Origin of the sequence: Nocardia wallacei, assembly GCF_029869545.1 — a bacterium.
Taxonomy (GTDB): domain Bacteria; phylum Actinomycetota; class Actinomycetes; order Mycobacteriales; family Mycobacteriaceae; genus Nocardia; species Nocardia wallacei_A.
Window position 1 is genome coordinate 1 of sequence record NZ_JARWQD010000068.1, and the last position, 24230, is coordinate 24230.

At 69.2% G+C, this 24230-nt stretch carries 22 protein-coding genes; 14 read left to right on the forward strand and 8 right to left on the reverse strand.

Annotation, left to right across the window (positions count from 1 at the left end; translation table 11 throughout):
• Window positions 1-117: 117 nt before the first annotated feature.
• Window positions 118-3018, forward strand: coding sequence for an SDR family NAD(P)-dependent oxidoreductase (locus tag QH290_RS03840; RefSeq protein ID WP_280381976.1), 2901 nt, complete (start codon window positions 118-120; stop codon window positions 3016-3018).
• A 62-nt stretch (window positions 3019-3080) separates the two neighbouring features.
• Complete coding sequence (locus QH290_RS03845) at window positions 3081-4469, forward strand: condensation domain-containing protein (RefSeq protein WP_280381977.1); 1389 nt, start codon at window positions 3081-3083, stop codon at window positions 4467-4469.
• Here QH290_RS03845 and QH290_RS03850 read toward each other — a convergent pair.
• Both QH290_RS03850 and QH290_RS03855 read right to left on the reverse strand, forming a co-directional pair.
• On the reverse strand, window positions 4462-5145 hold the full coding sequence (locus tag QH290_RS03850) for a hypothetical protein (RefSeq protein WP_280381978.1): 684 nt from the start codon (window positions 5143-5145) through the stop codon (window positions 4462-4464). The genes QH290_RS03845 and QH290_RS03850 overlap by 8 nt on opposite strands.
• A gap of 135 nt (window positions 5146-5280) precedes the next feature.
• Window positions 5281-6609 carry a bifunctional o-acetylhomoserine/o-acetylserine sulfhydrylase gene (locus QH290_RS03855; RefSeq protein ID WP_280266609.1) on the reverse strand — a complete coding sequence of 443 codons (1329 nt, stop codon included), beginning with the start codon at window positions 6607-6609 and terminating at the stop codon, window positions 5281-5283.
• 108 nt (window positions 6610-6717) lie between these two features.
• Between QH290_RS03855 and QH290_RS03860 the strand changes: the two genes are divergently transcribed.
• Window positions 6718-7575 carry an SAM-dependent methyltransferase gene (locus QH290_RS03860; protein WP_280381979.1) on the forward strand — a complete coding sequence of 286 codons (858 nt, stop codon included), beginning with the start codon at window positions 6718-6720 and terminating at the stop codon, window positions 7573-7575.
• Between the two features lie 78 nt (window positions 7576-7653).
• The gene (locus QH290_RS03865; protein WP_280381980.1) at window positions 7654-9000 is read left to right on the forward strand and encodes a family 1 glycosylhydrolase; all 1347 of its coding nucleotides are present in this window, start codon (window positions 7654-7656) and stop codon (window positions 8998-9000) included.
• Here the strand turns inward: QH290_RS03865 and QH290_RS03870 are convergent, their stop codons facing one another.
• The gene (locus QH290_RS03870) at window positions 9001-9381 is read right to left on the reverse strand and encodes a hypothetical protein (protein WP_280381981.1); all 381 of its coding nucleotides are present in this window, start codon (window positions 9379-9381) and stop codon (window positions 9001-9003) included.
• 282 nt (window positions 9382-9663) lie between these two features.
• Window positions 9664-10233 carry a TetR/AcrR family transcriptional regulator gene (locus tag QH290_RS03875; RefSeq protein WP_280381982.1) on the reverse strand — a complete coding sequence of 190 codons (570 nt, stop codon included), beginning with the start codon at window positions 10231-10233 and terminating at the stop codon, window positions 9664-9666.
• Window positions 10234-10318: 85 nt separating this feature from the next.
• Here QH290_RS03875 and QH290_RS03880 point away from each other — a divergent pair, with 85 nt between their 5' ends.
• On the forward strand, window positions 10319-11773 hold the full coding sequence (locus QH290_RS03880; RefSeq protein ID WP_280381983.1) for an MFS transporter: 1455 nt from the start codon (window positions 10319-10321) through the stop codon (window positions 11771-11773).
• 38 nt (window positions 11774-11811) lie between these two features.
• Window positions 11812-13014, forward strand: a complete 1203-nt coding sequence (locus tag QH290_RS03885; RefSeq protein WP_280381984.1) for an FAD-dependent monooxygenase — start codon at window positions 11812-11814, stop codon at window positions 13012-13014.
• A 17-nt stretch (window positions 13015-13031) separates the two neighbouring features.
• Here QH290_RS03885 and QH290_RS03890 read toward each other — a convergent pair whose 3' ends face one another.
• Window positions 13032-14030 carry a MerR family DNA-binding transcriptional regulator gene (locus QH290_RS03890; RefSeq protein ID WP_280381985.1) on the reverse strand — a complete coding sequence of 333 codons (999 nt, stop codon included), beginning with the start codon at window positions 14028-14030 and terminating at the stop codon, window positions 13032-13034.
• On the reverse strand, window positions 14024-14704 hold the full coding sequence (locus QH290_RS03895; RefSeq protein ID WP_280266617.1) for a HEAT repeat domain-containing protein: 681 nt from the start codon (window positions 14702-14704) through the stop codon (window positions 14024-14026). The genes QH290_RS03890 and QH290_RS03895 overlap by 7 nt, the downstream gene beginning before the upstream one ends.
• A gap of 149 nt (window positions 14705-14853) precedes the next feature.
• Between QH290_RS03895 and QH290_RS03900 the strand changes: the two genes are divergently transcribed.
• The 6 genes from QH290_RS03900 (at window position 14854) to QH290_RS03925 (ending at window position 18476) form a co-directional block, all read left to right on the forward strand.
• A complete protein-coding gene (locus QH290_RS03900) occupies window positions 14854-15210 on the forward strand; it encodes a DUF1048 domain-containing protein (RefSeq protein ID WP_280266618.1) in 357 nt (118 codons plus the stop codon).
• A gap of 1 nt (window position 15211) precedes the next feature.
• A complete protein-coding gene (locus QH290_RS03905; protein WP_280266619.1) occupies window positions 15212-15553 on the forward strand; it encodes a DUF1048 domain-containing protein in 342 nt (113 codons plus the stop codon).
• Complete coding sequence (locus QH290_RS03910; RefSeq protein WP_280266620.1) at window positions 15538-15876, forward strand: PadR family transcriptional regulator; 339 nt, start codon at window positions 15538-15540, stop codon at window positions 15874-15876. The genes QH290_RS03905 and QH290_RS03910 overlap by 16 nt, the downstream gene beginning before the upstream one ends.
• Window positions 15873-16664 (forward strand): ABC transporter ATP-binding protein, encoded by a 792-nt coding sequence (locus QH290_RS03915; RefSeq protein WP_280381986.1) that lies wholly within the window; start codon window positions 15873-15875, stop codon window positions 16662-16664. Before QH290_RS03910 ends, QH290_RS03915 begins: the two co-directional genes overlap by 4 nt.
• Complete coding sequence (locus QH290_RS03920; protein WP_280266622.1) at window positions 16661-17422, forward strand: ABC transporter permease; 762 nt, start codon at window positions 16661-16663, stop codon at window positions 17420-17422. The genes QH290_RS03915 and QH290_RS03920 overlap by 4 nt, the downstream gene beginning before the upstream one ends.
• Window positions 17423-17606: 184 nt before the next feature.
• Window positions 17607-18476: an AfsR/SARP family transcriptional regulator gene (locus tag QH290_RS03925; RefSeq protein ID WP_280266623.1), complete on the forward strand. Its 870-nt coding sequence runs from the start codon at window positions 17607-17609 to the stop codon at window positions 18474-18476.
• Here QH290_RS03925 and accC read toward each other — a convergent pair.
• Together accC and accD are read right to left on the reverse strand one after the other, a co-directional pair.
• The gene (gene accC, locus QH290_RS03930; protein ID WP_280381987.1) at window positions 18473-19810 is read right to left on the reverse strand and encodes an acetyl-CoA carboxylase biotin carboxylase subunit; all 1338 of its coding nucleotides are present in this window, start codon (window positions 19808-19810) and stop codon (window positions 18473-18475) included. The genes QH290_RS03925 and accC overlap by 4 nt on opposite strands.
• A 16-nt stretch (window positions 19811-19826) precedes the next feature.
• Window positions 19827-21500: an acetyl-CoA carboxylase, carboxyltransferase subunit beta gene (accD, locus tag QH290_RS03935; protein ID WP_280381988.1), complete on the reverse strand. Its 1674-nt coding sequence runs from the start codon at window positions 21498-21500 to the stop codon at window positions 19827-19829.
• A gap of 186 nt (window positions 21501-21686) precedes the next feature.
• Here accD and QH290_RS03940 point away from each other — a divergent pair, with 186 nt between their 5' ends.
• Together QH290_RS03940 and QH290_RS03945 are read left to right on the forward strand one after the other, a co-directional pair.
• A complete protein-coding gene (locus tag QH290_RS03940) occupies window positions 21687-22955 on the forward strand; it encodes a beta-ketoacyl-[acyl-carrier-protein] synthase family protein (protein ID WP_280266626.1) in 1269 nt (422 codons plus the stop codon).
• Window positions 22952-24169 carry a ketosynthase chain-length factor gene (locus QH290_RS03945; RefSeq protein WP_280381989.1) on the forward strand — a complete coding sequence of 406 codons (1218 nt, stop codon included), beginning with the start codon at window positions 22952-22954 and terminating at the stop codon, window positions 24167-24169. The genes QH290_RS03940 and QH290_RS03945 overlap by 4 nt, the downstream gene beginning before the upstream one ends.
• Window positions 24170-24230 lie beyond the last annotated feature (61 nt).

Genomic DNA, 24230 nt, shown 5'->3' on the forward strand with positions numbered 1-24230 from the left:
CGCTTCCCCGGCTTGCTGTCGGGCGCGCTGAACCCGGGTTACTATCCGCTGATTCGTTTGTCTTTTTTATAAAACCCCTCTACTTTGTCGCACCGCCAACGGCGCCACCGCGCCGCCTTGGCCGCGGCCGGACCGCCCGCCACGGTGGTCGTCGCGCTCGGATCCGGCGGCCGCGCCGGGGAACTCGCGGCCGCGATCCCGGGATCCCGTCTGTACGTGGCGGATTCACCCGGTGCGGACCTGGAATCCGACCTGCTCGCGAATCTGGAAGCCGCCAAGGCGGAGCAGCGGCAGCGGCTGCACGTGTGTGTCGTCGCGGGTGCCGCGCACGACGACGATCTCGCGGATCTGTGGACGCTGAAGCGGATCGCCGTCGCGGTGGCCGATTTCGCCAATCCGGAGGGGGAGGGCGACACCCCGCAGGCCGTCTTCGGCGACGGTTCCGTCCACGTCACCCTGGTGACCGAGCGGGCATTCGCCCTGCCCGACACGACGATTGCGCCGAACCCGCACCAGGCGGCGCTGGCCGGGGCACGCCGGGTGCTGCTCAACGAGCAGACGCCCCTGCGGTGGCGGTTGATCGACGTGGACCCCGGCACCCCCGTGGCGGAGATCGTCACGGAACTGGCCGTGCCGGGCGCGTTTTCGCTCGACAACCTCGACGAGGTCCTGCTGCGGGACGGCAAGCGCTGGGCCCCCGTGGTCACCAAGCCCATGGAGGAACGCCTCGAGGCCCTGGACACGCCCGCGCCGCTCACCGATCCGGAGGTCAACTTCGAGCTCGAGCTGCCCCGCACCCGGCTGTTGTCCGCGCTGGCCTGGCGCGAATGTCCGCGCCCCGCACCGGGACCCGGCGAGGTCGAGGTCCGCATGCAGGTCATCGGGCTGAACTACAAGGATCCGCTGAAGGTGATCGGCCTGCTCGGCGAACGCGAACTGGCGCCGACGTACTTCGGCACCGTCCCCGGGATGGAGGGCGCCGGAACGGTCGTGCGGGTCGGGGAGGGGGTCGACGATCTCACGCCCGGCGATCTGGTCGCGGTGGCGTCCAAGGGCATGATGCGGCGCTACGCCATGGTCGACCGGCAGCTGGTGGTCGCGCTGCCGCCCGACGCCGATCCCGGATACTGCACCAGCACCATCGCCTTCGGCACCGCCGAGTACGCGCTGCTGGACCTGGCCCGGCTGGAACCGGGCGAGACGGTGCTGATCCACGGTGCCGCGGGCGGCGTCGGCACGGCCGCCATCCAGGTCGCCAAGGCGCTCGGCGCGCGCATCATCGGCACCGCGAGCACCGACGAGCGGCGCGCCCACGTCCTGTCGCTGGGCGCCGATCACGCGGTGAACTCCCGCTCGCTCAACTTCGTCGACGATGTGCTGGAGCTGACCGACGGCCGGGGCGCGGACGTGGTGCTCAGCAGCGCGCCGGGCGAGATCCTGCGCCAGAACTTCAATGCCGCCGCGGAATTCGGGCGCATCGTGGAGGTCGGCAAGGCCGACATCTACACCGGCGGCCTGCTGGAACTGGCCAACTTCGACAAGAACCTGTCGTACTTCTCGATGGATCTGGACCGCCTGGTCGCGGTGCGCCCGCAGCGGCTGGCGCGCCTGCTCGAGCGGGTGTACGAGAAGGTCTCGGCGGGCACGTACACGCCGCTGCCGTACCAGATGTTCGACACCCAGGATGTCGGCAAGGCGTTCGAGGAGACCATCCGCTCGACCCGGCTCACCCGGATCGCGCTGCGCATGGACTCGCCGGAGCCGCCCGTCCGGCCGTATCTGCCGGACGTCGAGATACACGGGGACGCAAGCTATCTCATCACCGGTGGGTTCGGCGGCTTCGGGCTGGCCACGGGCCGCTGGCTGGTGCTGCGCGGCGCACGGCGGCTGGTGCTGCTGGGTCGCAGCGGACCGGCCACCGAGGAGGCGCGGCGGCAGCTCGAGGCGTGGCGCACGGTCGGCGTCGAGGTGGTCGAGGAACTCGTCGACGTGACCGACGCCGACGCGGTGGCCGGGGTGGTGGCGCGGGCCCACAGCGCCGAGCATCCGCTGCGCGGGGTGTTCCACGCGGCCGGGGCCGTCGCGGACAACCGGATCTCCAAGCTGGAGTTCGAGCAACTCGACAAGGTGTATCGGCCGAAGGTGCACGGCGCCCGGGTGGTGCACGACGCGATCGCCGCCGCCGGGATCGCCCTCGACATGTTCGTGCTCTACTCCTCCGGCGGTTCCATGTACGGCATCTACGGCCAATTCAGCTACTGCGCCGCGAATGTCGCGGTGGAGTCGCTGGCCGAACAGTGGTCCCGCGCCGGTGAGCGCGCGCTGTGCATCGGCTGGGGCCACCTGTCCGGGGCGACGGGCGGCATGGCGGCCGACGAAACCGCCGTCAAATACCTGGATCTGGTGGGCTTCGGCCCGATCGATATGGCCGACGCCACCGCCTACATGGAGCAGACGCTGCGGCTGGGGGCCAGCCGCGCGGCCATCATCCCGACCGACTGGGCCAAGCTCACCGGCACCTTCCCGCAGCTGACCCGCACCGGCCGCACCGTCGCGCTGGCGCAGGCATCCGCCAAGGACACCTCCGAATTGGCCAGGCTGCGCGCCGAATTGGCCGCGATGGAGGACACCAAGCGCGGGCCCTATGTCGCGCGCAAGATGGCCGAGGAACTCGCCGTGGTGATGGGTGTGCCGGTGGAGTCGATCGATATGACGGTCCCCGTGCCCGAGCTCGGCCTGGATTCGCTGATGGCCGTGGAACTCGGCGCCCGCGTCACCAAGACCCTCGGCATCGACCTGATGTCGCTGCAGATGGGCCGCTCGTTCAGCCTCGAACAGGCCGGACCCAAGGTGGCCGAGCTCATCCTCGCCCACGAACCCGATAAGCCCCAACCACTTCCGGAGCCGGGCGCGGCGGCGGAGACCAACGGCGCCGCCACCAACGGATCCGGGGGTGCGGCGACGAACGGATCATCGCCGGACAACGCGGTTGCCGAGATGGCAGCGGCACGACCGTAGATCATCGCCCGCCGGTCGCACGCCGGGACAGCATCTCAGCATCGACGAATCGAGGTATCGCCGTGGTCAATTTCGGCCTGATCGACGAATGGGAGCCCGCCCCGGGCCGGCTGGTCACCTGGGTCGCCTCGCCGGAATCGGTGGAGCTGGCGAGGCAGGCCCCCGTCCACCACTCGCCGCCGTCCCACCAGCAGGAGCAGTACCTGCGCCTGGCCGATCGCCACTCCGCCGCCGAGTTCCGCTTCTCGGGCCTGTGCCTGGTGACCGCCGAAATCCCCACGGCGGACCTGGATCGCGACGCGATGACCCGGGTGATCAACGCCTTCCTGTTGCGGCACGACACCTTCCGGACCTGGTTCTCCATCGATGCCGGGGGTGCCGTGCGGCGGCATCTGGTCGAGGCCGACGTCGTCGATTTCGTGCCGGTCGACTACGGCCGCATCGACGACGCCGAGGCGATCCGCGAACACGTCCAGAAGACAACTCCCGGCCCGTTCCAATGGGACTGCTTCACCTTCGGCGTGATCGAGCACGGCGAGTCGACCACGGTCTATCTGGCCGTCGACCATCTGCACACCGACGGGCTCGGCCAGTACCTGTCGTGCTTCGACCTCGCCCAGCTCTACGCCAACGAGGTCTGGGGTGATACCGGCGAATTGGCCCCGGCCGCCAGCTATCTCGACTACTGCGTGATGGAGCGTGCGTACACCGCGCAGCTGACCCTCGCCTCGCCCGGCGTGCGGAAGTGGCTGGAGCTGATCCGCGGCAACGACAACGAATTACCGTCGTTCCCCTTGGATCTCGGGAAGCGCACCGACGGATACAACCGCAGCGCCCACCGCACCATCCAGCTGCTGGACGAGGCCGGGGCGCTGCGCTTCGAGGAGATCTGCCGCGCGCACGACGCCGAGTTCGTGGGCGGCGCCTTCGCCGCGGCCGCCCTGGCCGAGCGCGAACTCACCGGCAGCGACTACTACTTCGGCATGACGCCGATCAGCACCCGCACCTCGGCGGCCGAACGCGCCTCGGTCGGCTGGTACGTGACGCTGGTGCCCGTGGCGTTCCCGATCGGTCCCACGACGCCGCTCACCCGCATGCTGACCGTCGCGCAGCGCGCCTACGAGAACGGACTCCGGCTGGGGCCCACATCGTTCCACCGCGTCGTGGAGCTGCTGCCGAGCGATTCGGAGATCAACGCCCGGCCCGGCTGGTCGACGCCGATGATCTCCTACGTCGACGCCCGCGACTTCACCGGGCACGAGTTCTTCGACGAGGTGACCGCCGGGGTCTATGCCAACCGCGCGGCCTCCGAGGAGGTGCTCATCTGGATCAACCGGCTGCCCGCGGGGACCTGGCTGAGCGTCATCTACCCCGATACCCCGGTCGCGCACGACTCGGTGGAGCGCTATGTCACCGCCGTGCACGCGGTCTTCGCGGCGGCCGCTAGCTGACCAGCTCGATCAGCCCGCGGGGAGCCGACGGCATCGGCTGGGTCGGAAATCCGAACCGCACCAGCCGATGCGGCGGCGCCGCCTCGAAATGCGCCACCGACGGCGGTAACAGGCCGCCGATCATCTTGTCCAGCAGGCTGTTCACGTGCGCGAAGCCCGGCCGCAGCAGCACCTGCCAGCAGGTGAAGCTCCCGGCCGGCACCTCCACCACCAGTTGCTTGTCCACCCTGGCGGTCAGTGGCCAATGCAGCGAGAAGGCCAGCCACAGCTCGAGCGATTCGGTGGCCCCCTCGGTGAAATCCAGCCCGCGCAGCAATGTCATGCCGCCGAGCAGCGGCATGACATTCGGCGGGAACGGCTCGATGTCACCGCCGAGCCGCAGATGTGTGGTGTCGACGAAATGGGCCTCCTCCCGGGATACGACGGTATCGCCCGATCGTGTTTCGGCGAGATAATCCTGCGCGCGCAGCCATTCGCCGGTGCGCTGGAATCGCTGTTCGATCGTCAGCGCGAGATTCTCCGCGCCCACGTACGCCTCGGTGGTCGAGCGGTAGCCGCCGGTCTCGCGCGCCACCACACTGGTCAGCTCGTGCCGCTGCGGCCGATCCGCGATACCGACGGCGTAGACGGACTTCTCGCCGTCGGGAATTCCCGGGTCACGGAAAGCGGTGCGCACCAGTCCTCCTTGCGATGTGGGGATGGCGCCATTGAATCGGCTGCCCGTGGCCCGGGACGACCGAACCGCGAATTCCTGCGACATTTCACAATTCGAGATGGCGCGAAAGTAGCTGCGGCACAGTTCGTATGGGCGCTAGGACGCCACGGCCGCGAATCCGGCGCGCAGGTCGGCGAGGATATCGTCGATGCCCTCGATACCCACCGCGAGGCGGACCAGGCCGGGCGTGACCCCGGAGGCGAGCTGCTCCTCGGGGGTGAGCTGGGAGTGCGTGGTGGAGGCGGGATGGATGACCAGCGAGCGCACGTCACCGATATTGGCGACGTGGCTGTGCAGGGTGAGTGCCTCCACGAACCGCTTGCCCGCGTCCACGCCGTCGGACAGCTCGAATCCGATGATGGCGCCGGTTCCCTCGGGCGCCAGCTTCTTTCCGCGTTCGTACCATGGCGAGGACGGCAGTCCGGCATAGGACACCGAGGTGACCTCGGGCCGCTCGGTGAGGAATTCGGCCACCGCCTGCGCGTTGCGCACGTGCCGCTCGACGCGCAGGCTCAGCGTTTCCAGCCCCTGGCTGATCAGGAAGGCGTTGAACGGCGAGATCGCCGAGCCCAGGTCGCGCAGCAGCTGCACCCGTGCCTTGAGCGCGTAGGCCGGGGCGCCGAGATCGGCGAATACCACGCCGTGATAGCTGGGGTCGGGCGTGGTGAAGCCGGGGAATCGGGAGTTGCCGTCGGCGTCGGTACCGGTCCAGTCGAAGGTGCCGCCGTCGACGATCACCCCCGCGATCGCGGCGCCGTGCCCGCCGAGGTACTTGGTGGCCGAATGCACCACGATGTCGGCGCCGTGGCGCAGCGGCTGGATCAGATACGGCGTGGGCACGGTGTTGTCGACGATCAGCGGGACCCCGGCGGCGTGCGCGACACCGGCGACGCCGGGAATGTCGAGAATGTGGTTCTGCGGGTTGGAGACCGTTTCCCCGTACAGCGCCTTGGTATTCGGGCGAATCGCCGCGCGCCACTGCTCGAGATCGTCCGGATCGTCGACGAAGGCGACCTCGATGCCGAGCTTGGGCAGCGTGTAGTGGAACAGATTGTAGGTGCCGCCGTAGAGCCGCGGGCTGGACACGATGTGGTCACCGGCACCGGCGAGATTGAGGATCGCGAACGTCTCCGCGGCCTGCCCGGACGCCAGCAGCAGCGCGGCCACGCCGCCCTCGAGCGCCGCGATCCGCTGCTCGACGGCGTCCTGCGTGGGATTGACGATGCGGGTGTAGATGAAGCCCGGTTCGGCCAGCCCGAACAGGGCGGCGGCGTGCTCGGTGTCGCGGAAGGTGTAGGAGGTGGTCTGGTAGATGGGCAGGGCCCGCGCGTTGGTGGTGTCGTCGGGCACCTGGCCGACATGGATCTGCTTGGTCTCGAACGTCCAGTCCTGGGCCGGGTCGGCCGGTGCTGCGGAATCGGTCATGCGGGGACAGAACTACATTTCGGCAGGCCGGGACACTGTTTTAATCGGCAGGATTCCATCGGCGCCCGGCACGCGCCCCGTGCTACTCTGACCGTGATGATCGCCGGGGTGATCATCACAACTGCACATGCGGGGGAGACGATGAGCGCCAACGACTTCCAGCCACGCGAGATCGACGCCACGCGGCCATCGGGTGCCCGGATGTATCACTACTACCTGTCCGGCGAGGCCGTCTTCGCGGTCGACAAGATCTTCGGTGAGCGCATCTTCGAGGTCTTCCCGTATGCCGACACCTGGGCCCATCACAACCGGGACTTCCTGCAGCGGGCCGTGAAATTCATGGTGCGGCAGGGGATTCGGCAGTTCCTCGATATCGGGTCGGGCCTGCCCACGGTGGGCAACACGCACGAGGTCGCGCGCGCGGCCGCGCCCGAATCGCGAATCGTCTACGTGGACAACGACCTGGAGGCGGTCAACCGCGCACACGAGCTGCTGCACCGGCAGGACGCGCTGGACCACACCGCCGTCATCGAGGCGGATCTGCGATTCCCCGACCTGATCCTCGACCACCCGGACACCCGCCGGTTGATCGACTTCGACCGGCCGCTCGGGCTGTTGATCGTCAGCGTCTGGCCGTTCGTCTCCGACAGCGACGGCCCCTACGAGCTGATGGCCCGCCTGCGTGACCGGCTGCCCAGTGGCAGCTACGTGGCGATGAGCCACGGCTCGCTGGAGGACGCGGGCGCGGAGGTGCGGGAGCGGATCGTCGCGCTGACGGAGCTGTATCAGGAAACCTCCGATCCGGCCGTCACCCGTACCCGGGCCGAATTCACCGCGTTCTACGAGGGTTTCGAGCTCGTCGAGCCCGGTATCGTCTACACGCCCGACTGGCGCCCCGACCACGCGGTCGACCTCGACGACCCGGCCCGCCCCTGCAATTACGCGGCGGTCGGCTACAAACCCTGAGGGCGCGCGCGGCGAGGAGATCATTCCGTCTGGGCCGAACGCCAGCGTCGGGGGCGGGTCGGCCGTTACCCTGAGTCGATGCGATCCCGGTTCCGGCGGTGCGTGGTAGCTGTGCTCGCTGCTGTCGCGTCGACCCTGTTGATCTGCACACACTCCGCGGCCGTCCCGCCGGTGCGGGCGGCCGCCCTCCCCGGGCTGGGCTCGGATTTCCTGTGGGGCGTGGCGAGTTCCGGCTTCCAGTCCGAAGGCCGTGCGCCGGACAGCAATTGGACTCGCTACATCGCCGCGAACCCGTCCTACGACCGGTTGCAGGACTCCGTCGACTTCGCCGAGCGCTACGAATCGGATATCGATCTGGCGGCGGCGATGGGCGTGCGGGTATTCCGCGTCGGCATCGAATGGGCCCGGCTGTCGCCCGCGGCGGGAACGTGGGACGACAACGCGTTTCGCTTCTACGATGCGGTCGTCGACAAGATCGTGCGGGCGGGCATGCGGCCGATGATCACCCTGGACCACTGGGTGTACCCGGGCTGGGCGGTCGACCGGGGCGGGTGGCGCAATCCGGGCATGGTCGGCGACTGGCTGGGGGTCATGCGCGTGGTCGTCGATCACTATGCCGCCCGAAATCCCCTGTGGGTCACCGTGAACGAACCGGCCGCCTACATCCAGCACGAGATGCGGCGGGGAGCCGCCGACTGGTCCGAGATGCAGGACAAGATCGTGCAGGCGCACAACGGGATCTACGACTACATCCACCAGAAGCAGCCCGGCGCCCAGGTGACCGCCAACGTCGGCTACGTGGCCGGTTCCGAGCAGCAGGTCAACGGCGCGTTCATCGATCGCGTCGCGGACCGCCTCGACTACGTCGGTGTCGACTACTACTTCGGTTACGACCCGGTGCAGTCGATGCTGGGAAACATCGTGCGCAGCAGCGGCTCGGCGATTCCGGAACTGCCCGGACCGCGCATCTGGGAGATGCCGCTGCGCACCGAGGGCATCTACTATGCGCTGCAACACTATTCGCGTCGCCTGCCGGGGAAGCCGCTCTACATCGTCGAGAACGGCATGCCCACCGAGAACGGCGCGCCCCGCGCCGACGGCTACACCCGCAGCGATCATCTGCGCGACACCGTCTACTGGATCCAGCGCGCCCGCGCCGACGGCATGAACGTCATGGGCTACAACTATTGGAGCCTCACCGACAATTACGAATGGGGCAGCTACACACCGCGATTCGGGCTCTACACCGTCGATGTGCGCACGGATCCGTCCCTGACGCGCCGCCCCACCGACGGTGTCGGCACCTATACGCAGATCGTCGGCGCGGGCGGCGTCCCCGCCGACTACCGTCCCACCCGCGCCCCTGCGCTCTGCGTCTTCGTCGACCCGCCCGACAGCTGCCTGTCCCCGGTCGCCGGGCCGTGACTAGCCTCCGGTGCGCCCGGTGTCGGGTCCGTCCCCCTTGCCCTGGAACGGCACCGCGGGAGCGGCCGGCGGCACCGAATTCGGGATCGGCGCGGGCGCCGGGGTCGTCGCTCCCGGATACATGCCGCCGGGGCCGAGTTCGGGACCGGCGGGCGGCGGAGGCGGGTAGACGGGCGCGGGCGCCGCAGGTCCCGGGGGCGGTGGCGGCGATGCGGGCGCCGGGCCCTCCGACCCACTCGTCTGCCGCCACCGTTCCTGCGGCCCGGCCGATTGCTCCGGCGATTCGATGCCGTGGCCCGCGGCGGGGGCCGACAGCGCGAGTGCCGCGGCACCGGCGGCCAGCATCGGAGCAGTAATTCCGGCAGTTCGTCTCCTGGCCATACGGCTCGCCCCTTCGGAATGTGAAACAACTCTATTGAAATTCCCGGCCGCCCTGATATCGCTCGGTGGGAATTCGATTGTCCGGACAGTAGCGGGTGGGTAAATTCGATGACAAAACGACACGCTGGGCCGTTGAATTGACCGGAATGAAATCCGTTCCGAACGAATATAGTCGCCTGACCGGGTGCTTGTGCGTCGCCAATTGTTCGGACGACTGATCAATTGACGAGAGAATGGGCATTACTTTCCGCAGCGCGTACTATTTCGGTGCGACTGCGGGAATTATCGCCGGACGAGCGGCAGGAAGATCGTATCGACGATCTCCTCGATCACCTCGGGCGCGACCGGCCGCAGCGTCATCAGCGCCTCGCCGCGGAGCAGGTCGAAGGGGAGTGCGGCGATTCGCGGCGTGAGCCTGGCCGGATCGAGTTCGCCGCGCTCGATGGCGCGGCGCATGATCTCGTCGCGCCCGGACCGGCGTCCGGCGAGGATGGTCTCGCGCAGCTCGGCGAATCCGGTCTCCGTCTCGGCGAAATATCCGGCCAGCAGCACGCTGAGTTGCGCGAGGAACGGCCCGCGCTTCTCGTTCAACTCGGTGAGGGTGGCGATCAGGTCGCCGCGCAGGGATCCGGTATCGGCGGGGGTGACCGGCCGAATGATATTGCGGTGCACGACCGCCGCCTCGACCAGCCGCTGCTTGTCCGCCCAGCGCCGATACAGCACCGGTTTGCTGGTTCCGGCGCGCTGGGCGACCGAGTCCACGGTCAGGTTCGCGTACCCGCGCTCGATGAGCTCCTCCCAGGCCGCGTCGAGGATCGCCGCCTCGAGCGCTTCGCCGCGGCGTCGTCCCATCGCACTCCTTAGAACCGTTGACGTTTCTTATCGGTCTACCCTACTCTGGCCGTAAGAAACTCGACAGTATCTTAAGGGAGTCTCGATGCCACGGAGCCGGACCGCACACGCCGGACCGCACACGCGGTGGAACGGGCCGCTCCTGGGCCTGGTGGCCGTCCTGGTGCTGGTGAACTTCGTGGTCGACTCCGCGATCACCGCACCGCTGCTGGTGCTGCCGGAGATGCTCGAGCATTTCGGCACCGACCAGGCAGCGTGGCTCAATGCCACCGCGATGCTGGCGGGGGTGATGTGGGCGCCGCTGCTCGGAAAGAGCGCCGACATCTACGGCAAGCGCCGGGTGCTGGTGCTGACATTGCTCGTCAGCGGCGCGGGCGCGCTGCTGTGCGCGGTGGCCCCGAACATCTGGGTGTTCGTGGCGGGGCGGCTGCTGCAGGGAGCGGCGCTGGCCGCGGTGTTCCTCGCCGTCGCCATCGTTCGCGCCGTGTGCGCGCCCCGCATCGCGATGGTCGCCGTGGGCATCGTGACCTCCGGTTCCGCGGTCCTCAATATCGCGTCCCGCTTCCTGCTCGAGCGGCTGGCCACCGAGTTCGGCTTCCAGATCCTGTTCGGCACAGCGGTTGTCGTCGCGGCCGCGATGGCGATCCTCGTGCACGCCGTCCTGCCCGAATCGCTGATCAAGACGCCGGGCACGATCGATATCGGCGGCGCCCTGCTGCTCGGCGGCGGTCTCGCCGGGGTACTCGGCTACATCAGCCTGGGCCCGGATCTCGGCTGGGCGGGCCTGGGCCCGCTGGCGCTGTTCGTCGGTGGCGTCGCGGCGTCGGCCCGCTGGTGGCTGGTGTCGAGTCGAAAGCCCGAACCCCTGATCGACATTCGCGATCTCGGTGGGCCCTTGATGCTCACGCTGCTCATCGTATTCCTGTGTGCGGGTTCGTATCAGAGCATGCTGCAGCTCATCCCGCTGCTCGGTGACGTCTCGGCCGATCGGCATCTCGGCTACGGATTGGCCGGACAGGGGTCGGTGGCGCTGTTGCTCGCGGCGCCGGGGCTGGGCGTCATGCTCGGCGGGCCGGGGTCGGGATGGATCGCCGCGCGCATCGGGCCCGCCGCGGCGCTGGCCGGGGCGGTGGCGCTCGGAACGGTGGTGACCCTCGGAATGTTCGCCGGTGCGTCCCGGTTGTTCGTCGCGCTGCTGTGCGCGTTCCTGCTGGGTGTCACGGTGGGGGCGCTCGGCACGGCCGGGTTCACCATGGCGGGCAGCCTGGCGTCCCCCGCACGACAGGGCATCGTGTCGAGCCTGGTCATGGTGATGGTGTCGATCGGATCGGTGGTGCTGAACTTCGTGGGCGCGGCCGTGCTCGCGTCGACCACCGTGGTCGTCGACGGCGAGACGGCGAATTCGCTCGCGGGCGTCTTCGGCTACATCGCAATCGCTTCCGCCGCATTCGCGGTCGCCGCGGTCCTGGTCGTCGTCCTCGTGCGCGCAACCCGCCTCGGCAACTCGACCGCGCCCGGCCTCGAACGGGATGCGGTGTGAATGTCTCTGTCTCGCAACGTATTCAGGAGTTGAGGAAGATGAGCAGTGGCTCGAAGGGCGCGGTGCTGGTGTCCGGCGCGAGCATCGCGGGCCCCGCCGTGGCGTTCTGGTTGCACCGGTACGGATTCGAGGTGACGGTGGTGGAGAAATCCGCCGGCGTGCGGGGCGGCGGGTATCCGATCGACGTGCGCGGCACCGCGGTGGAGGTGGCTCACCGGATGGGCATCCTGCCGCGGCTGCGGCGAGCGCATATCCAGACGCGCCGGGTGAGTTTCCTCGAGCCCGGCGGCGGGACGGCGGCGGTGGTGAATCCGCAGGTGCTCGCGGGCGGGATCGAGGGACGCGATATCGAGCTGTCGCGCGGGGATCTGACGGGTGCGCTGTACGAGACCGTCCGTGACGACGTGGAATTCGTGTTCGGCGACTCCATCGAGACGCTCACCGACCACGGGGACGGTGTCGACGTCGGATTCCGCAGCGGCGTCCGGCGCGGTTTCGACCTGGTCCTGGGTGCCGACGGGATGCATTCGCGGACAAGGGAACTCGTCTTCGGTCCCGAGCGGCGGTGCCACCGATACCTCGGGTACTGCTTCGCCCTGTTCGCCATGCCCGACCGCCTCGGGCTCTCCCGGGAAGCGCTCGTCTGGAACACGCCCGGCCGGGCCGCGGCGCTCTACGCGGTCCGCGACAGTCGCGAATTGCACGCCATGCTCGCCTTCGCCCGTCCCGAACCACCGGCCGAGGTCCTGCGCGACCCACAGGCGGCACGTGACCTGGTCGCCACGACCTTCGCGGGCGACGGATGGCAGATCCCGGCCCTGGTCGCCGCCCTGCGCGAGGCGAACGATCCGTTCTTCGACACGGTGAGCCAGATCCGCATGCCGCGCTGGTCGCGCGGCCGGGTGGCACTGCTCGGCGATGCCGCCCACGCCCCGTCCTTCCTGACCGGGCAGGGCACGAGCCTCGCCCTCGTCGGCGCCTATGTGCTCGCCGGATCGCTGGCGACCCACCGCGACCACGCCGCGGCCTTCGCCGCCTACGAACGCGACCTGCGCGGCTTCGTGGAACTGAACCAGGCCCTGGTCGGCGCGGGCGATGCGGCGTTGTTCCCCACCACCGCCGAGGCTTTGGCGCGGCGCAACGGCAAGCTTCGCGCCCTCACCACCCTGCCCGGCGCCGGACGCCCGGCCTACACGGCGCTGACCTTGCCCGAATACCGTCCCGGAGCCGGTGTGCCGTAAGGGGTTTCAGCGCGCTGTCACCGGGGGGAAAGCCTTGTCACCAGGGTGGCGGCGAGCAGTGCGACGGACCGGTCGCCGTCGTGGGACAGGTGCCGGAGGGCGGGTAGCGCCACGGGTTCCGGCATCTCGGCGAGCGCCTGGGTCAGGCGGATCCGCGTCGGCGCATCGGCCGTGGGGGCGGCGAGTTCGCCGGTGAGGGCGGTCATGATGCGGTCGGCCCATTCCTGTTCCCGCGCAAGCGTTCCCAGCTGTTCGGCCGCCTCGACATCGTTGCGGCCGTCGACCACCGCGGCGACGAGCGCCGGGACCGCGCGGGTCACGCCGCGCGCGCCCAGCGCGAGCGCGGCGCGGGTGCGGATCGCGGTGTCGGCGTCGTCGAGCGCGGCGGTGAGCAGCGCGGTGGCGTCGTCGCCGGGGAGTTCGGCCAGCGCCAGGGTCGCGCGCCGCCGGACGTCGACGTCGTCGGAGCCCATCCCCGGTGCCAGGCTCGCCACGGCGTCGCCCTCGGCGCGGGCCAGGGCCCAGCGCAGCGCTCCGGCGACATTCGGATCGGATTCGGTGAGGACGGCCTCGGCCAGCAGGTCGGCGGGCATGTCCTCGGCCGGGGTCAGGGCGGCCTGCTGCCGCCGCGCGGCATCCCGCGAGCCGAGTCCGTGCAGGAGTTCGACGACGCGCAGGACGTCCTGCCAGTCCGCGGGTGCGGTGGCATCGACGGTGCGCAGCCGCTCGAGGAGCTCCCGGTCCCGCCGCAGCCGCTGCTCGGTCTGCCGGATGAGGTCGTCGACGAGCGCGGACGGTGCGAATCCGGGATCGTCGAGGGCGCGCCCGATCTGGTGCAGCGACAGCCCCAGGGTGCGCAGGCCCTCGACGTGGAAGATCCGCCGGATGTCGGCGGGGGAGTACTCCCGGTAGCCGCCGACGGTGCGGCCGGTCGGGCGCACCAGGCCGAGGGCGTCGTAGTGCCTGAGCATGCGGGCACTCACCCCCGACCGGCGCGCCACCTCACCGATCAACACGCGGTTGTCTCCTTCCGGTCCGGGCCGAGCGCGGCCACCCGTCGCGCCGCGTCGACGGCGAGGTCGAATCCGGCGTCCGGATCGTGCAGGAGCCGCTCCGTGGCCTCGGCATGCGCCCGCACCGCCGGATCGCGACCGGTCAGCGCCGCGCGCAGCACCGGCTCGACCACCTCGCCGAGCGCGACCAGGGCACGACTCAGACTCAGTTGTACCTCCCGGTCGCCGCGGCCGAGCTGAGTGGCCAGCTCCGCGGCCAGCGCCGCCCGGTCGGAGCCGGGCACGAGCACGACCGCCGCGCGCCACGCGCTGCGCGCGACCTCGTCGTCGGGATCGCGCAGCAGCGACCGCGTGATCGAGGGCCACGCGGCGCCGTCGCCGATCTTGGACAGCGTGTGCAATGCCTGGCTGCGGGCCTGCGCATGTCCGGACCGCAGTTCCGCGCGCAGCCGCGGCACCGTGATCGCCGCCGGGAGCCGGGTCAGCGCCCAGGTGAGCATGTCGCGCACGAAGAAGTCCGGCTCGACCGCGCACCGGTCCACCAGCGCCTCGACGAACCCGGGGTCGGGACGCGTCCCGGCCGTCAGGGCCGCCTGCAGCCGCGTCGACGAGTCGGCGGCGACCAGCGCCTCGAGCAGCCGCCGCGTGTCCTGTGTATTGCCCTGTGCCGAATCCATCGGAACCACCTCCGACAGCCAGTGAACGGGTTGTCACGGTGAGAAGGTCAAGCCCCGGGTTGACATCTACTCTGTGATACAGTCTACTGGTAGTCAGTGACGCTTAATAGCGTGTGTCATTCGTATCGGCGAGGTCGAGGAAGCGGGATATGAATTTCTGGGAGACGATCACCGGCAGCGACATGACCCGGGAATACAAGGCTTTCGAGGCTCGTGCCGCGGCACTTCCGCAGGAGTATCGGGCGGCGTGGGTGCAGATTCAGGCTCATCTCTCGCCCTACTCGGGATTCACGGGTCGCAACCTGATGCCGATTCTCGACGGGGTCCTGGGACTGCTCGAGGAAACCGCGGCGGATGGTCAGAGTGTGCAGGAGGCCCTGGGCGACGATATCGGCGGCTTCTGTGCGGCCGTTGCCGGTGAAAAAGGGGCAAAGAACTTTCGCGACAAGTGGCGCGAGCAGTTGAACAGGAACGTGGCACGGAAACTGGGCAGGCTGGGAGGTTGACGTGGGTATTCGCGACATTATCGAAGGCAAGAAGCAGTGGCGGGCACACCAGGCGCGGGTCAAGGCGCTGCCGCCCGATTATCGGATCGTCTACGAGGAGATCCAGAAGTACTATTTCAAGGTCGGGCCGGTGGAACTCACCGACGGGACCCTGCTCTCGGGAATCGTCGATTTCTTCGAGGAGGGGATCGCCTCCGGCAAGGGTGTCGTCGAACTCATCGGCGATGATGTCGCCGCGTTCTGCGACGACCTGATCAAGGATTCGCCCACCTATTCCGAGGTCTATCAGAAAGCTGTCACCGAGGACACCGGCAAGGGGGGCGGCTCGTGGGCAAGCAGATAACGGAGATGCTCAAGGGCACGCTCGAGGGCATCGTCCTCGCGATCCTGTCCCTGCGGCCCGCGTACGGCTACGAGATCACGGCACGGCTGCGGGAACAGGGCTTCGACGAGATCGTGGAGGGCACGATCTACGCCCTGCTCGTCCGGGTCGAGAAGCGGGGCCTGGTCGACGTGGAGAAGGTCCCGTCGGAGAAGGGGCCGCCGCGCAAGGTGTATTCGCTCACCGCGCAGGGGCGCGAGTACCTCGACGAGTTCTGGAAGAACTGGAACTTCCTGTCCGAGCGCCTCGAACAGCTCCACGAAGAAGGAGGGATACGGCGATGAGCGCCGCGACGACCACCCGGCAGGCCGCGATCCGGGTGCGGGACCTGGAGAAGTCCTACGGGGACCTGAAGGTGTTGCGCGGCGTGGACTTCGAGGTCGCCCGGGGCAGCATCTTCTCCCTGCTCGGCTCGAACGGGGCGGGCAAGACCACGGTCGTCAAGATCCTGTCCACGCTGCTGCGCTCCGATGCGGGGACGGCGACCGTGAACGGCTTCGATGTGGCCACCCACCCGGCGGAAGCGCGCGAATCCTTCAGTCTCACCGGGCAATTCGCCGCCGTCGACGAAATCCTCAGCGGGCGTGAGAATCTCGTGCTCGTCGCGCACCTGCGACGCCTGCCGGACCCGCACCGGGTCGCCGACGAGCTGCTGGAACGCTTCTCGCTGACCGATGCGGCCACGCGGCGGGTGTCGACGTACTCCGGTGGCATGCGCCGCCGCCTGGACATCGCGATGAGCCTGATCGGGAATCCGCCGGTCATCTTCCTCGACGAGCCGACGACCGGGCTCGATCCGCAGGCGCGGATCGAGGTGTGGCAGACCGTGCAGGCGCTCGCCGAGGGCGGCACGACGGTGCTGCTCACGACGCAGTACCTGGACGAGGCCGAACAACTCGCCGACCGGATCGCGATTCTGCACCAGGGCCGGATCATCGTGAACGGCACCCTCGCCGAGCTCAAGCAACTGCTGCCGCCCGCCGAGGTCGAGTACGTCGAGAAACAGCCGACCCTCGAGGACGTCTTCCTCGCCCTCGTCGGGGACGACGCCGACCGGAAGGAGCAACGGTGACAACGCATTTCGCCGGTGACACCGGCTATCTGCTGGGCCGATCGCTGCGTCATATCGCGCGCAGCCCGGACACCATCATCACCACCGCGATCACGCCGATCGCGATGATGCTGCTGTTCGTCTACGTCTTCGGCGGCGCCATCGACACCGGGTCGGATTCGTATGTGACCTACCTGCTGCCGGGCATTCTGCTGATCACGATCGCCTCGGGCATCTCCTACACCGCGTACCGTCTCTTCCTGGATATGCAGAACGGCATCGTCGAGCGCTTCCGGTCGATGCCGATCACCCGGTCGTCCATCCTGTGGGCGCACGTGCTGACATCGCTTGTCGCCAACGTGATCTCGCTGGTGCTGGTCTTGATCGTGGCCCTGCTCATGGGTTTTCGTTCCGGTGCGGGAGTGGGGGCGTGGTCGGCGGTCGCGGCCATCCTGCTGCTGTTCACCCTGGCGCTGACGTGGCTCGCGGTCATCCCGGGCCTCACCGCGAAATCGGTGGACGGTGCGGGCGGATTCTCCTATCCGCTCATCTTCCTGCCGTTCATCAGCTCGGCCTTCGTGCCCACCGGCACCATGCCGGGCCCGGTGCGCGCCTTCGCCGAACATCAGCCGGTGACCTCCATCGTGAACACGATCCGCGATCTGTTCGCCGAGCAGCCGGTCGGCAACGACATCTGGGTCGCGCTGGGCTGGTGCGTCGGCATCCTCGTCGTCGCGTACGTGTTCGCCACGGGCATCTATCGCCGCAAGGTCTCCTGAGAACCCCCGAATGTCAATACTTTCGAGCGGCGGGCGAGAAAATGCACAGCGGCACGAGTTAACGGTGAGATCACGGAACATTCACAGACTGGATACGGGATTTTAGCTACGCTTGGAGCGCCTACAGTGACGTGGGAACCTGCTACTCGCGCCGGTTGGCCGGCTGCCCCATAGGGAGCGCTTCGTGTCACATCCAGTTTATGCTCGAGTCCTAGGCCCTCTGACACTCGCCCTGAACAATCGCAATGCTACTCCGACGGCACGGAAGCAGCGGCAACTACTCGCATTATTGTTGATTCGTCATTCGACGGTGGTGCCGGTTTCCACGCTCGTCGAGGAGTTGTGGAACGACGATCCACCACGCAGCGCGACCACCGTGGTGCAGACCTATATTTTAGGCATCAGAAAGAAATTGGCGGAACATCTGCGAGTCGAGCAGGGCGAGGTCGCGGAGAAGTTTCTGCGCACCTGGAGCAAGGGATATATGTTCGACGCCCAGGATTGCGTGCTCGACCTGCGTGACTACCGATCGATGACCGGTGCGGCGCGGTGTGCGGTACAGGCGGGCGACGATCGGCGCGCCGTGGAACTGTTCACGGCGGCCGAGTCGCTGTGGACCGGACCGGCGCTGCTGGATGTGGAGGCGGGGATCCCGCTGTCGGCGGAGGTGTCCCACCTCGAGCAGTTGCGCCTGACCGATCTGGAGCTGCGGATCGAGGCGCAGCTGCGGCTGGGCTGGAATCGGGAGGTGTGCCCCGACCTGGCACGGCTGACTGTCGAGCAGCCGCTGCACGAGAAGCTGCAGGCCTACTACATGTTCGCGCTGTGCCGGTCGGGGCAGCGGCATCGCGCCCTCGAGTCGTATCACCAGTTCATCCGGATCCTGAAGCGGGAACTGGGATTGGATCCGTGCCTGAAACTGCAACGGCTGCACGGGGATATCCTCAACGCCTGCGACGAGGATGTGGCCGAGATGCTGGAGGCCCGGCACGCCGCCTATCTCATCGGCTGGCACGAACTGGGGCGCGGCGAGGTGTGCACGCGCCCCGCCTAGAGGTCCGCGACCAGCGCGGTCGAGTGGTTCCCGGACCGGAAATCGGCGTGGTCCAGAACGGACAGGAGGAATTCGCGGGTCGTCCGCAGTCGTTCGCCATCGATGTCGAACTCGCCGAGGGCCCGCCGCATCCGCGCGATGGCACCGTCGCGGTCCGGTGCCCAGACGATCACCTTGGCCAGTAGCGAATCATAGTGTGGCGGAATCGAATATCCCGAATGGGCGTGTGTGTCGACGCGGACGAACGGCCCGCCCGGCGGGACGAACATGCCGATCCGCGCGGGCGTCGGCGCGAACCCCGCCGCCGGGTCCTCGGCGTTGATCCGGCACTCGATCGCGGCGCCCCGCGACACCACCTGATCCTGCGTGCGGCCCAGGCGCAGGCCCGCGGCGATTCTGATCTGCTCGGCGACCAGATCGATTCCGGTGACCATCTCCGTGACCGGATGCTCGACCTGGATGCGGCAGTTGACCTCCATGAAGTAGTAGTTCGCGGCCTGGTCGACCAGGAATTCCACGGTGCCCGCGCCGACGTAACCCGCCGCCAGCACGCCCTGCACCGCGGCGCGGCCCATGCGTTCGGCCAGCCCGTCCGGCATGCGCGGCGCGGGTGACTCCTCGACGAGCTTCTGGTGCCGCCGCTGCACCGAACAGTCGCGCTCGCCGAGATGGATCCCGGCGCCGTGGCCGTCGCACAGCACCTGGATCTCGACGTGGCGGGCGCGCTCGAGGTACTTCTCGACGTAGACGCGGCTGTCGCCGAACAACATTCGGGCCGTGGCGCGGGTCTCCCGGTAGGCGCGCGGGAATTCCGCGCTGTCGCGCACGATCTGCATGCCGCGGCCGCCACCGCCCGCGGCGGCCTTCACGATCACCGGGAAGCCGATCTCCTCGGCGAGGGCGTGGGCCTCGTCGGCGTCGAGCGCGTCGAGGCTGCCGGGCAGCAGCGGCAGCCCGGCCTTGGCCATCAGGGTGCGCGCGGACTGTTTGTCGCCGAGTTCGGCCATGACGTCGGCCGGTGGACCGATCAGCGTGACTCCGGCGGCGCGGCAGGCGTCGGCGAAATCCGGTGACTCCGAGAGGAATCCGTACCCGGGGTGGATGGCGTCGGCGCCGGTGATGCGCGCCGCGGTGAGCACCGCGGCGGCATCGAGATAGCTGCGCTTGGATGCCGCGGGCCCGATGCAGACCGCCTCGTCGGCGAGCCGGACGGCCAGCGACTCCCGGTCCGCCTCGGAGTGCACCGCCACGGTGGGCACCCCCAGCTCCCGGCACGTGCGCGCCACCCGGACGGCGATCTCGCCGCGATTGGCGATGAGGATCTTATCGAACATGATGCCCCGCAATCGTTTACGCCGCCGACCAGACGGCCACCGGTGCGCCGAAGCGGCGGAAGCGGGCGCGGCGCTGCGCCGCCAGGTCCGCCCCGCCGTGGCCGAGCAGGTCGTGCAGGGTCGCCAGTAGCGCGCGCCGCAGCGCGTCCGCGGCGGCCGGTGGGGTGTCGCCGATATCGCCGGGTTCGGGCAGGACACCGTCGGCGATGCCGAGGCGCAGCAGGTCGCGCGCGGTAAGGCGCAGTGCCGCAGCGGCTTTCGGGGCGGCCGCCGGATCGTTCCACACGATCGCGGCGCAGCCCTCCGGGCTGATCACCGAGTAGGTGGCGTCGGCGAACATCAGCACCCGGTTGGCGACCCCGAGCGCCAGCGCCCCGCCGCTGCCGCCCTCGCCGATCACCACGCCGATCACTGGCACGCGCAGCGCGGACATGAGCCGGATGTTCTCGGCGATCGCGACGGCCTGGCCCTGCTCCTCCGCGGTCGCGCCGGGATAGGCGCCGGGTGTGTCGATGAGGGTGATGATCGGCAGGCCGAGCTTCTCCGCCAGGCGCATCAGCCGGGCGGCCTTGCGGTATCCGGCGGGCGTCGGCATGCCGAAGTTGCGGGCCATGAGGTCGCGGGGCGTATGGCCCTTCTGCTGCCCGATCACCATGACGGGCCGGTCGCCGAGCCACGCGGTTCCCCCGACGACGGCGGGGCAGTCGCCGGAGGCGCGATCGCCGCGCAGTTCCCGGAACCCGTCGAAGGTGAGTGCGCAGTAGTCCAGCGCCGCCGGGCGGCCGGTGCGTCGCGCCGCCCGCACTCGCGTCCACGCCTCCATCTCCGGCAGCGCGTGCGGGTCGGTGATGATTTCGGCATCGACGGGCGGGTGGCCCGTCGGGTCGGCCGGGCTCGCGACGCGCAGCAACCCGGCCAGCGTCGACCGCAGGCCCGAGCGCGGCACGATCATGTCGATGAGGCCGCGGTCGAGCAGGAATTCCGCGGTCTGGAAGCCCGCGGGCAGCTCCTGATGGATCGTCTGCTCGATCACGCGGCGCCCGGCGAAGCCGAGCCGCGCACCCGGTTCGGCGATGAGCACATCGGTCAGCGTCGCGAAGGAGGCGGCGACGCCCCCGTAGGTCGGATCGGTGATCACGCTCACGGTGAGAATGCCCGCGCGGTCCAGTTGTTCCAGTGCCGCACCGGTTTTCGCCATCTGCATCAGGGCCAGTGGCCCCTCCTGCATGCGGGCGCCGCCGGACGCGGTGACGATGATGAGCGGAAGGCGTTCGGCGAGAGCGGTTTCCGCCGCGACGGTGATCTGCTCGCCGACCGCGGTGCCCAGGCTGCCGCCGAGGAACCGGAAATCCATCGCGACCACGAGTGCCGGGATGCCCTCGATCGTCACGGTCGCGCACACGACCGCGTCGCGCAGTCCGGTGCGGGCGCGTGCGGTCGCGAGCCGGTCGGCGTAGGGCCTGGTGTCGGTGAACTCGAGCGGATCGTCGGTGGTGGAGATGACGGGCAGCGGCTCGTAGCGCCCGTCGTCGGCGAGCTGCCGCAACCGCTGCTCGGCCGTTACCGGCGTGTGCCGCCCGCATTCGCCGCAGACCCCGAGTTCACGGTCGAACCGCTTGCGGTACAGGGGTGTCCGGCAGCCGGGGCAGAGCACCCAATCCACCGGACCGGTGGTGTCGGTCTTCGTCATCGGCGTCTCCTGTGCTCGGCATACCACTGTCACCACCGTCGCAGGGGTCGCTCGAGAACAGCTCGACCGATCAACTCGAGCAGTGCTCGAGCACGTGCGCCCATGCTGATCGCGATTCGGAACGTGGAGCACCTCTGCGGCGCGAAGGGAGATCGCTATGAATGCCAGGGAATCAGGGGGTGCGTCGTGACCCGTCGTGTGGTTGTTACCGGGCTCGGTGTCCGCGCACCCGGTGGAACGGGCAAGGACGAATTCTGGAAACTGCTGTCGGAGGGCCGGACCGCGACGCGGCGGATCTCCTTCTTCGACGCCTCGCCCTACCGCTCGCAGGTCGCCGGTGAGGCGGACTTCGATCCGATCGCGGAGGGCCTGTCCCCCAGGGAGATCCGGCGCATGGACCGGGCGGCGCAGTTCGCGGTCGTGTGCGCCCGGGAGGCGGTGACCGACAGCGAGCTGGATCTCGGGGCGCTGGACCCGCATCGGCTCGGCGTCAGCCTGGGCAGCGCGGTGGCCGCGGCCACCAGCCTGGAACAGGAGTACCTGGTGCTGTCGGACTCCGGCCGCAACTGGGTGGTCGACGAGAAACACCTGTCGCCGTACATGTTCGACTACATGGTGCCGAGCGTCATGCCCGCGGAAGTGGCGTGGAGCGTGGGTGCCGAGGGGCCGGTGGCGATGGTGTCCAACGGCTGCACCTCCGGCCTGGACTCGGTCGGACACGCCGTACAGCTGATCCGCGAGGGCTCGGCGGATGTGATGATCGCCGGCGCGTCGGACACCCCGATCACGCCCATCGTGGTGGCGTGCTTCGACGCCATCAAGGCCACGACGCCGCGCAACGACGACGCCGAACACGCCTCGCGGCCGTTCGACAACTCCCGCAACGGATTCGTGCTCGCCGAGGGGGCGGCGATCTTCGTGCTGGAGGAACTCGAGAGCGCGCGCCGTCGCGGCGCCCACATCTACGCCGAGATCACCGGCTACGCCACGCGCTGCAACGCCTATCACATGACGGGACTGAAGGCCGACGGCCGGGAGATGGCCGAGGCGATCCGGGTGGCGCTGGACGAATCGCGGATCGACCCGGCCGCGGTCGGCTACGTCAACGCGCACGGCTCCGGCACCCGGCAGAACGACCGGCACGAAACCGCCGCGGTGAAGCGCAGTCTCGGCGCGCACGCCTACCGGACGCCGATGAGCTCGATCAAGTCGATGGTGGGCCATTCGCTGGGCGCGATCGGCTCGGTGGAGATCGCGGCGAGCCTGCTGGCTCTCGAATTCCAGGCCGTGCCGCCGACGGCGAATCTGCACGAGCCCGACCCGGAATGCGACCTCGACTACGTGCCGATCACGGCGCGCGACCATCGCATGGATACGGTGCTGACCGTCGGCAGCGGCTTCGGCGGATTCCAGAGCGCGATGGTGCTGCGGCGGACCGAGGGCGTGGGCGTATGACCGTCGTGACGGGCGTGGGCGTCGTGGCGCCCAACGGTCTCGGTGTCGAGCGGTTCTGGCAGGCGGTGCTCGAGGGCCGGGGCGGCATCGCGCCGCTCACCCGGTTCGACACCCGCGAGTCGGGTGCGTCGCTGGCCGGACAGGTGGCGGATTTCGTTGCCGCCGAGCACCTTCCGAGCAGGCTGCTGCCACAGACCGATGTCTCCACCCGGATGGCGCTGGTCGCCGCGCACTGGGCGCTCGACGACGCGAAGGTCGACACCGCCGCGCTGACCGACTACGACATGGGTGTGGTGACCGGAAACGCCTCGGGCGGTTTCGAATTCACCCACCGCGAGTTCAACAAGCTCTGGTCGCGGGGATCCGAGCATGTCAGCGTGTACGAGTCGTTCGCATGGTTCTACGCGGTGAACACCGGCCAGATCTCCATCCGGCACGGGATGCGCGGGCCCAGCAGCGCGCTGGTCGCCGAGCAGGCGGGCGGGCTGGACGCGGTCGGGCATGCGCGGCGCACGGTGCGCCGGGGCACCCCGCTGGTGGTGACCGGCGGCGTCGACTCGGCGCTGGATCCGTGGGGCTGGGCGTCGCATGTGGCGAGCGGAACCGTCAGCTCCGCAACCGATCCCGCACGCGCGTACCTGCCGTTCGACGCGCACGCCGACGGGCACGTGCCGGGGGAGGGCGGCGCCATGCTGGTCGTCGAGGACGCGGCCGCCGCGCAGGCCCGGGGAGTGCCGCGGGTGTACGGCGAGATCGCGGGCTATGCGCAGACATTCGATCCGGCGCCGGGTTCCGGGCGGCCCTCGGGCCTGCGGCGGGCCATCGATCTGGCCCTCACCGACGCGGGCCTGGGCCCCGGCGGGATCGACGTGGTGTTCGCCGATGCCGCCGGGGTGCCCGACCGCGACCGCGAGGAGACCGAGGCGCTGGTGGCGGTATTCGGGCCCCGCGCGGTGCCGGTCACCGCGACGAAACCGCTGACGGGACGCCTGTTCTCCGGTGCGGGTCCGCTCGACATCGTCACCGCCCTGCTGGCGATGCGGGACGGGGTGATTCCGGCCACGGCGGCGACCACCGAGCCCGCCGCGGGCCTCGACATCGACCTCGTGCTCGGTGCGCCGCGCGAGGCGGCCGTCGGGAGGGCACTGGTCCTCGCGCGCGGCCGATGGGGATTCAACTCGGCGGTGGTGGTCCGCGCGGTATCCGGCGACTGACCCGAGCGGTGCCGACCGACGGCTACCGCCTCATCCGACAACAGTGATCGAGGAGCAGACC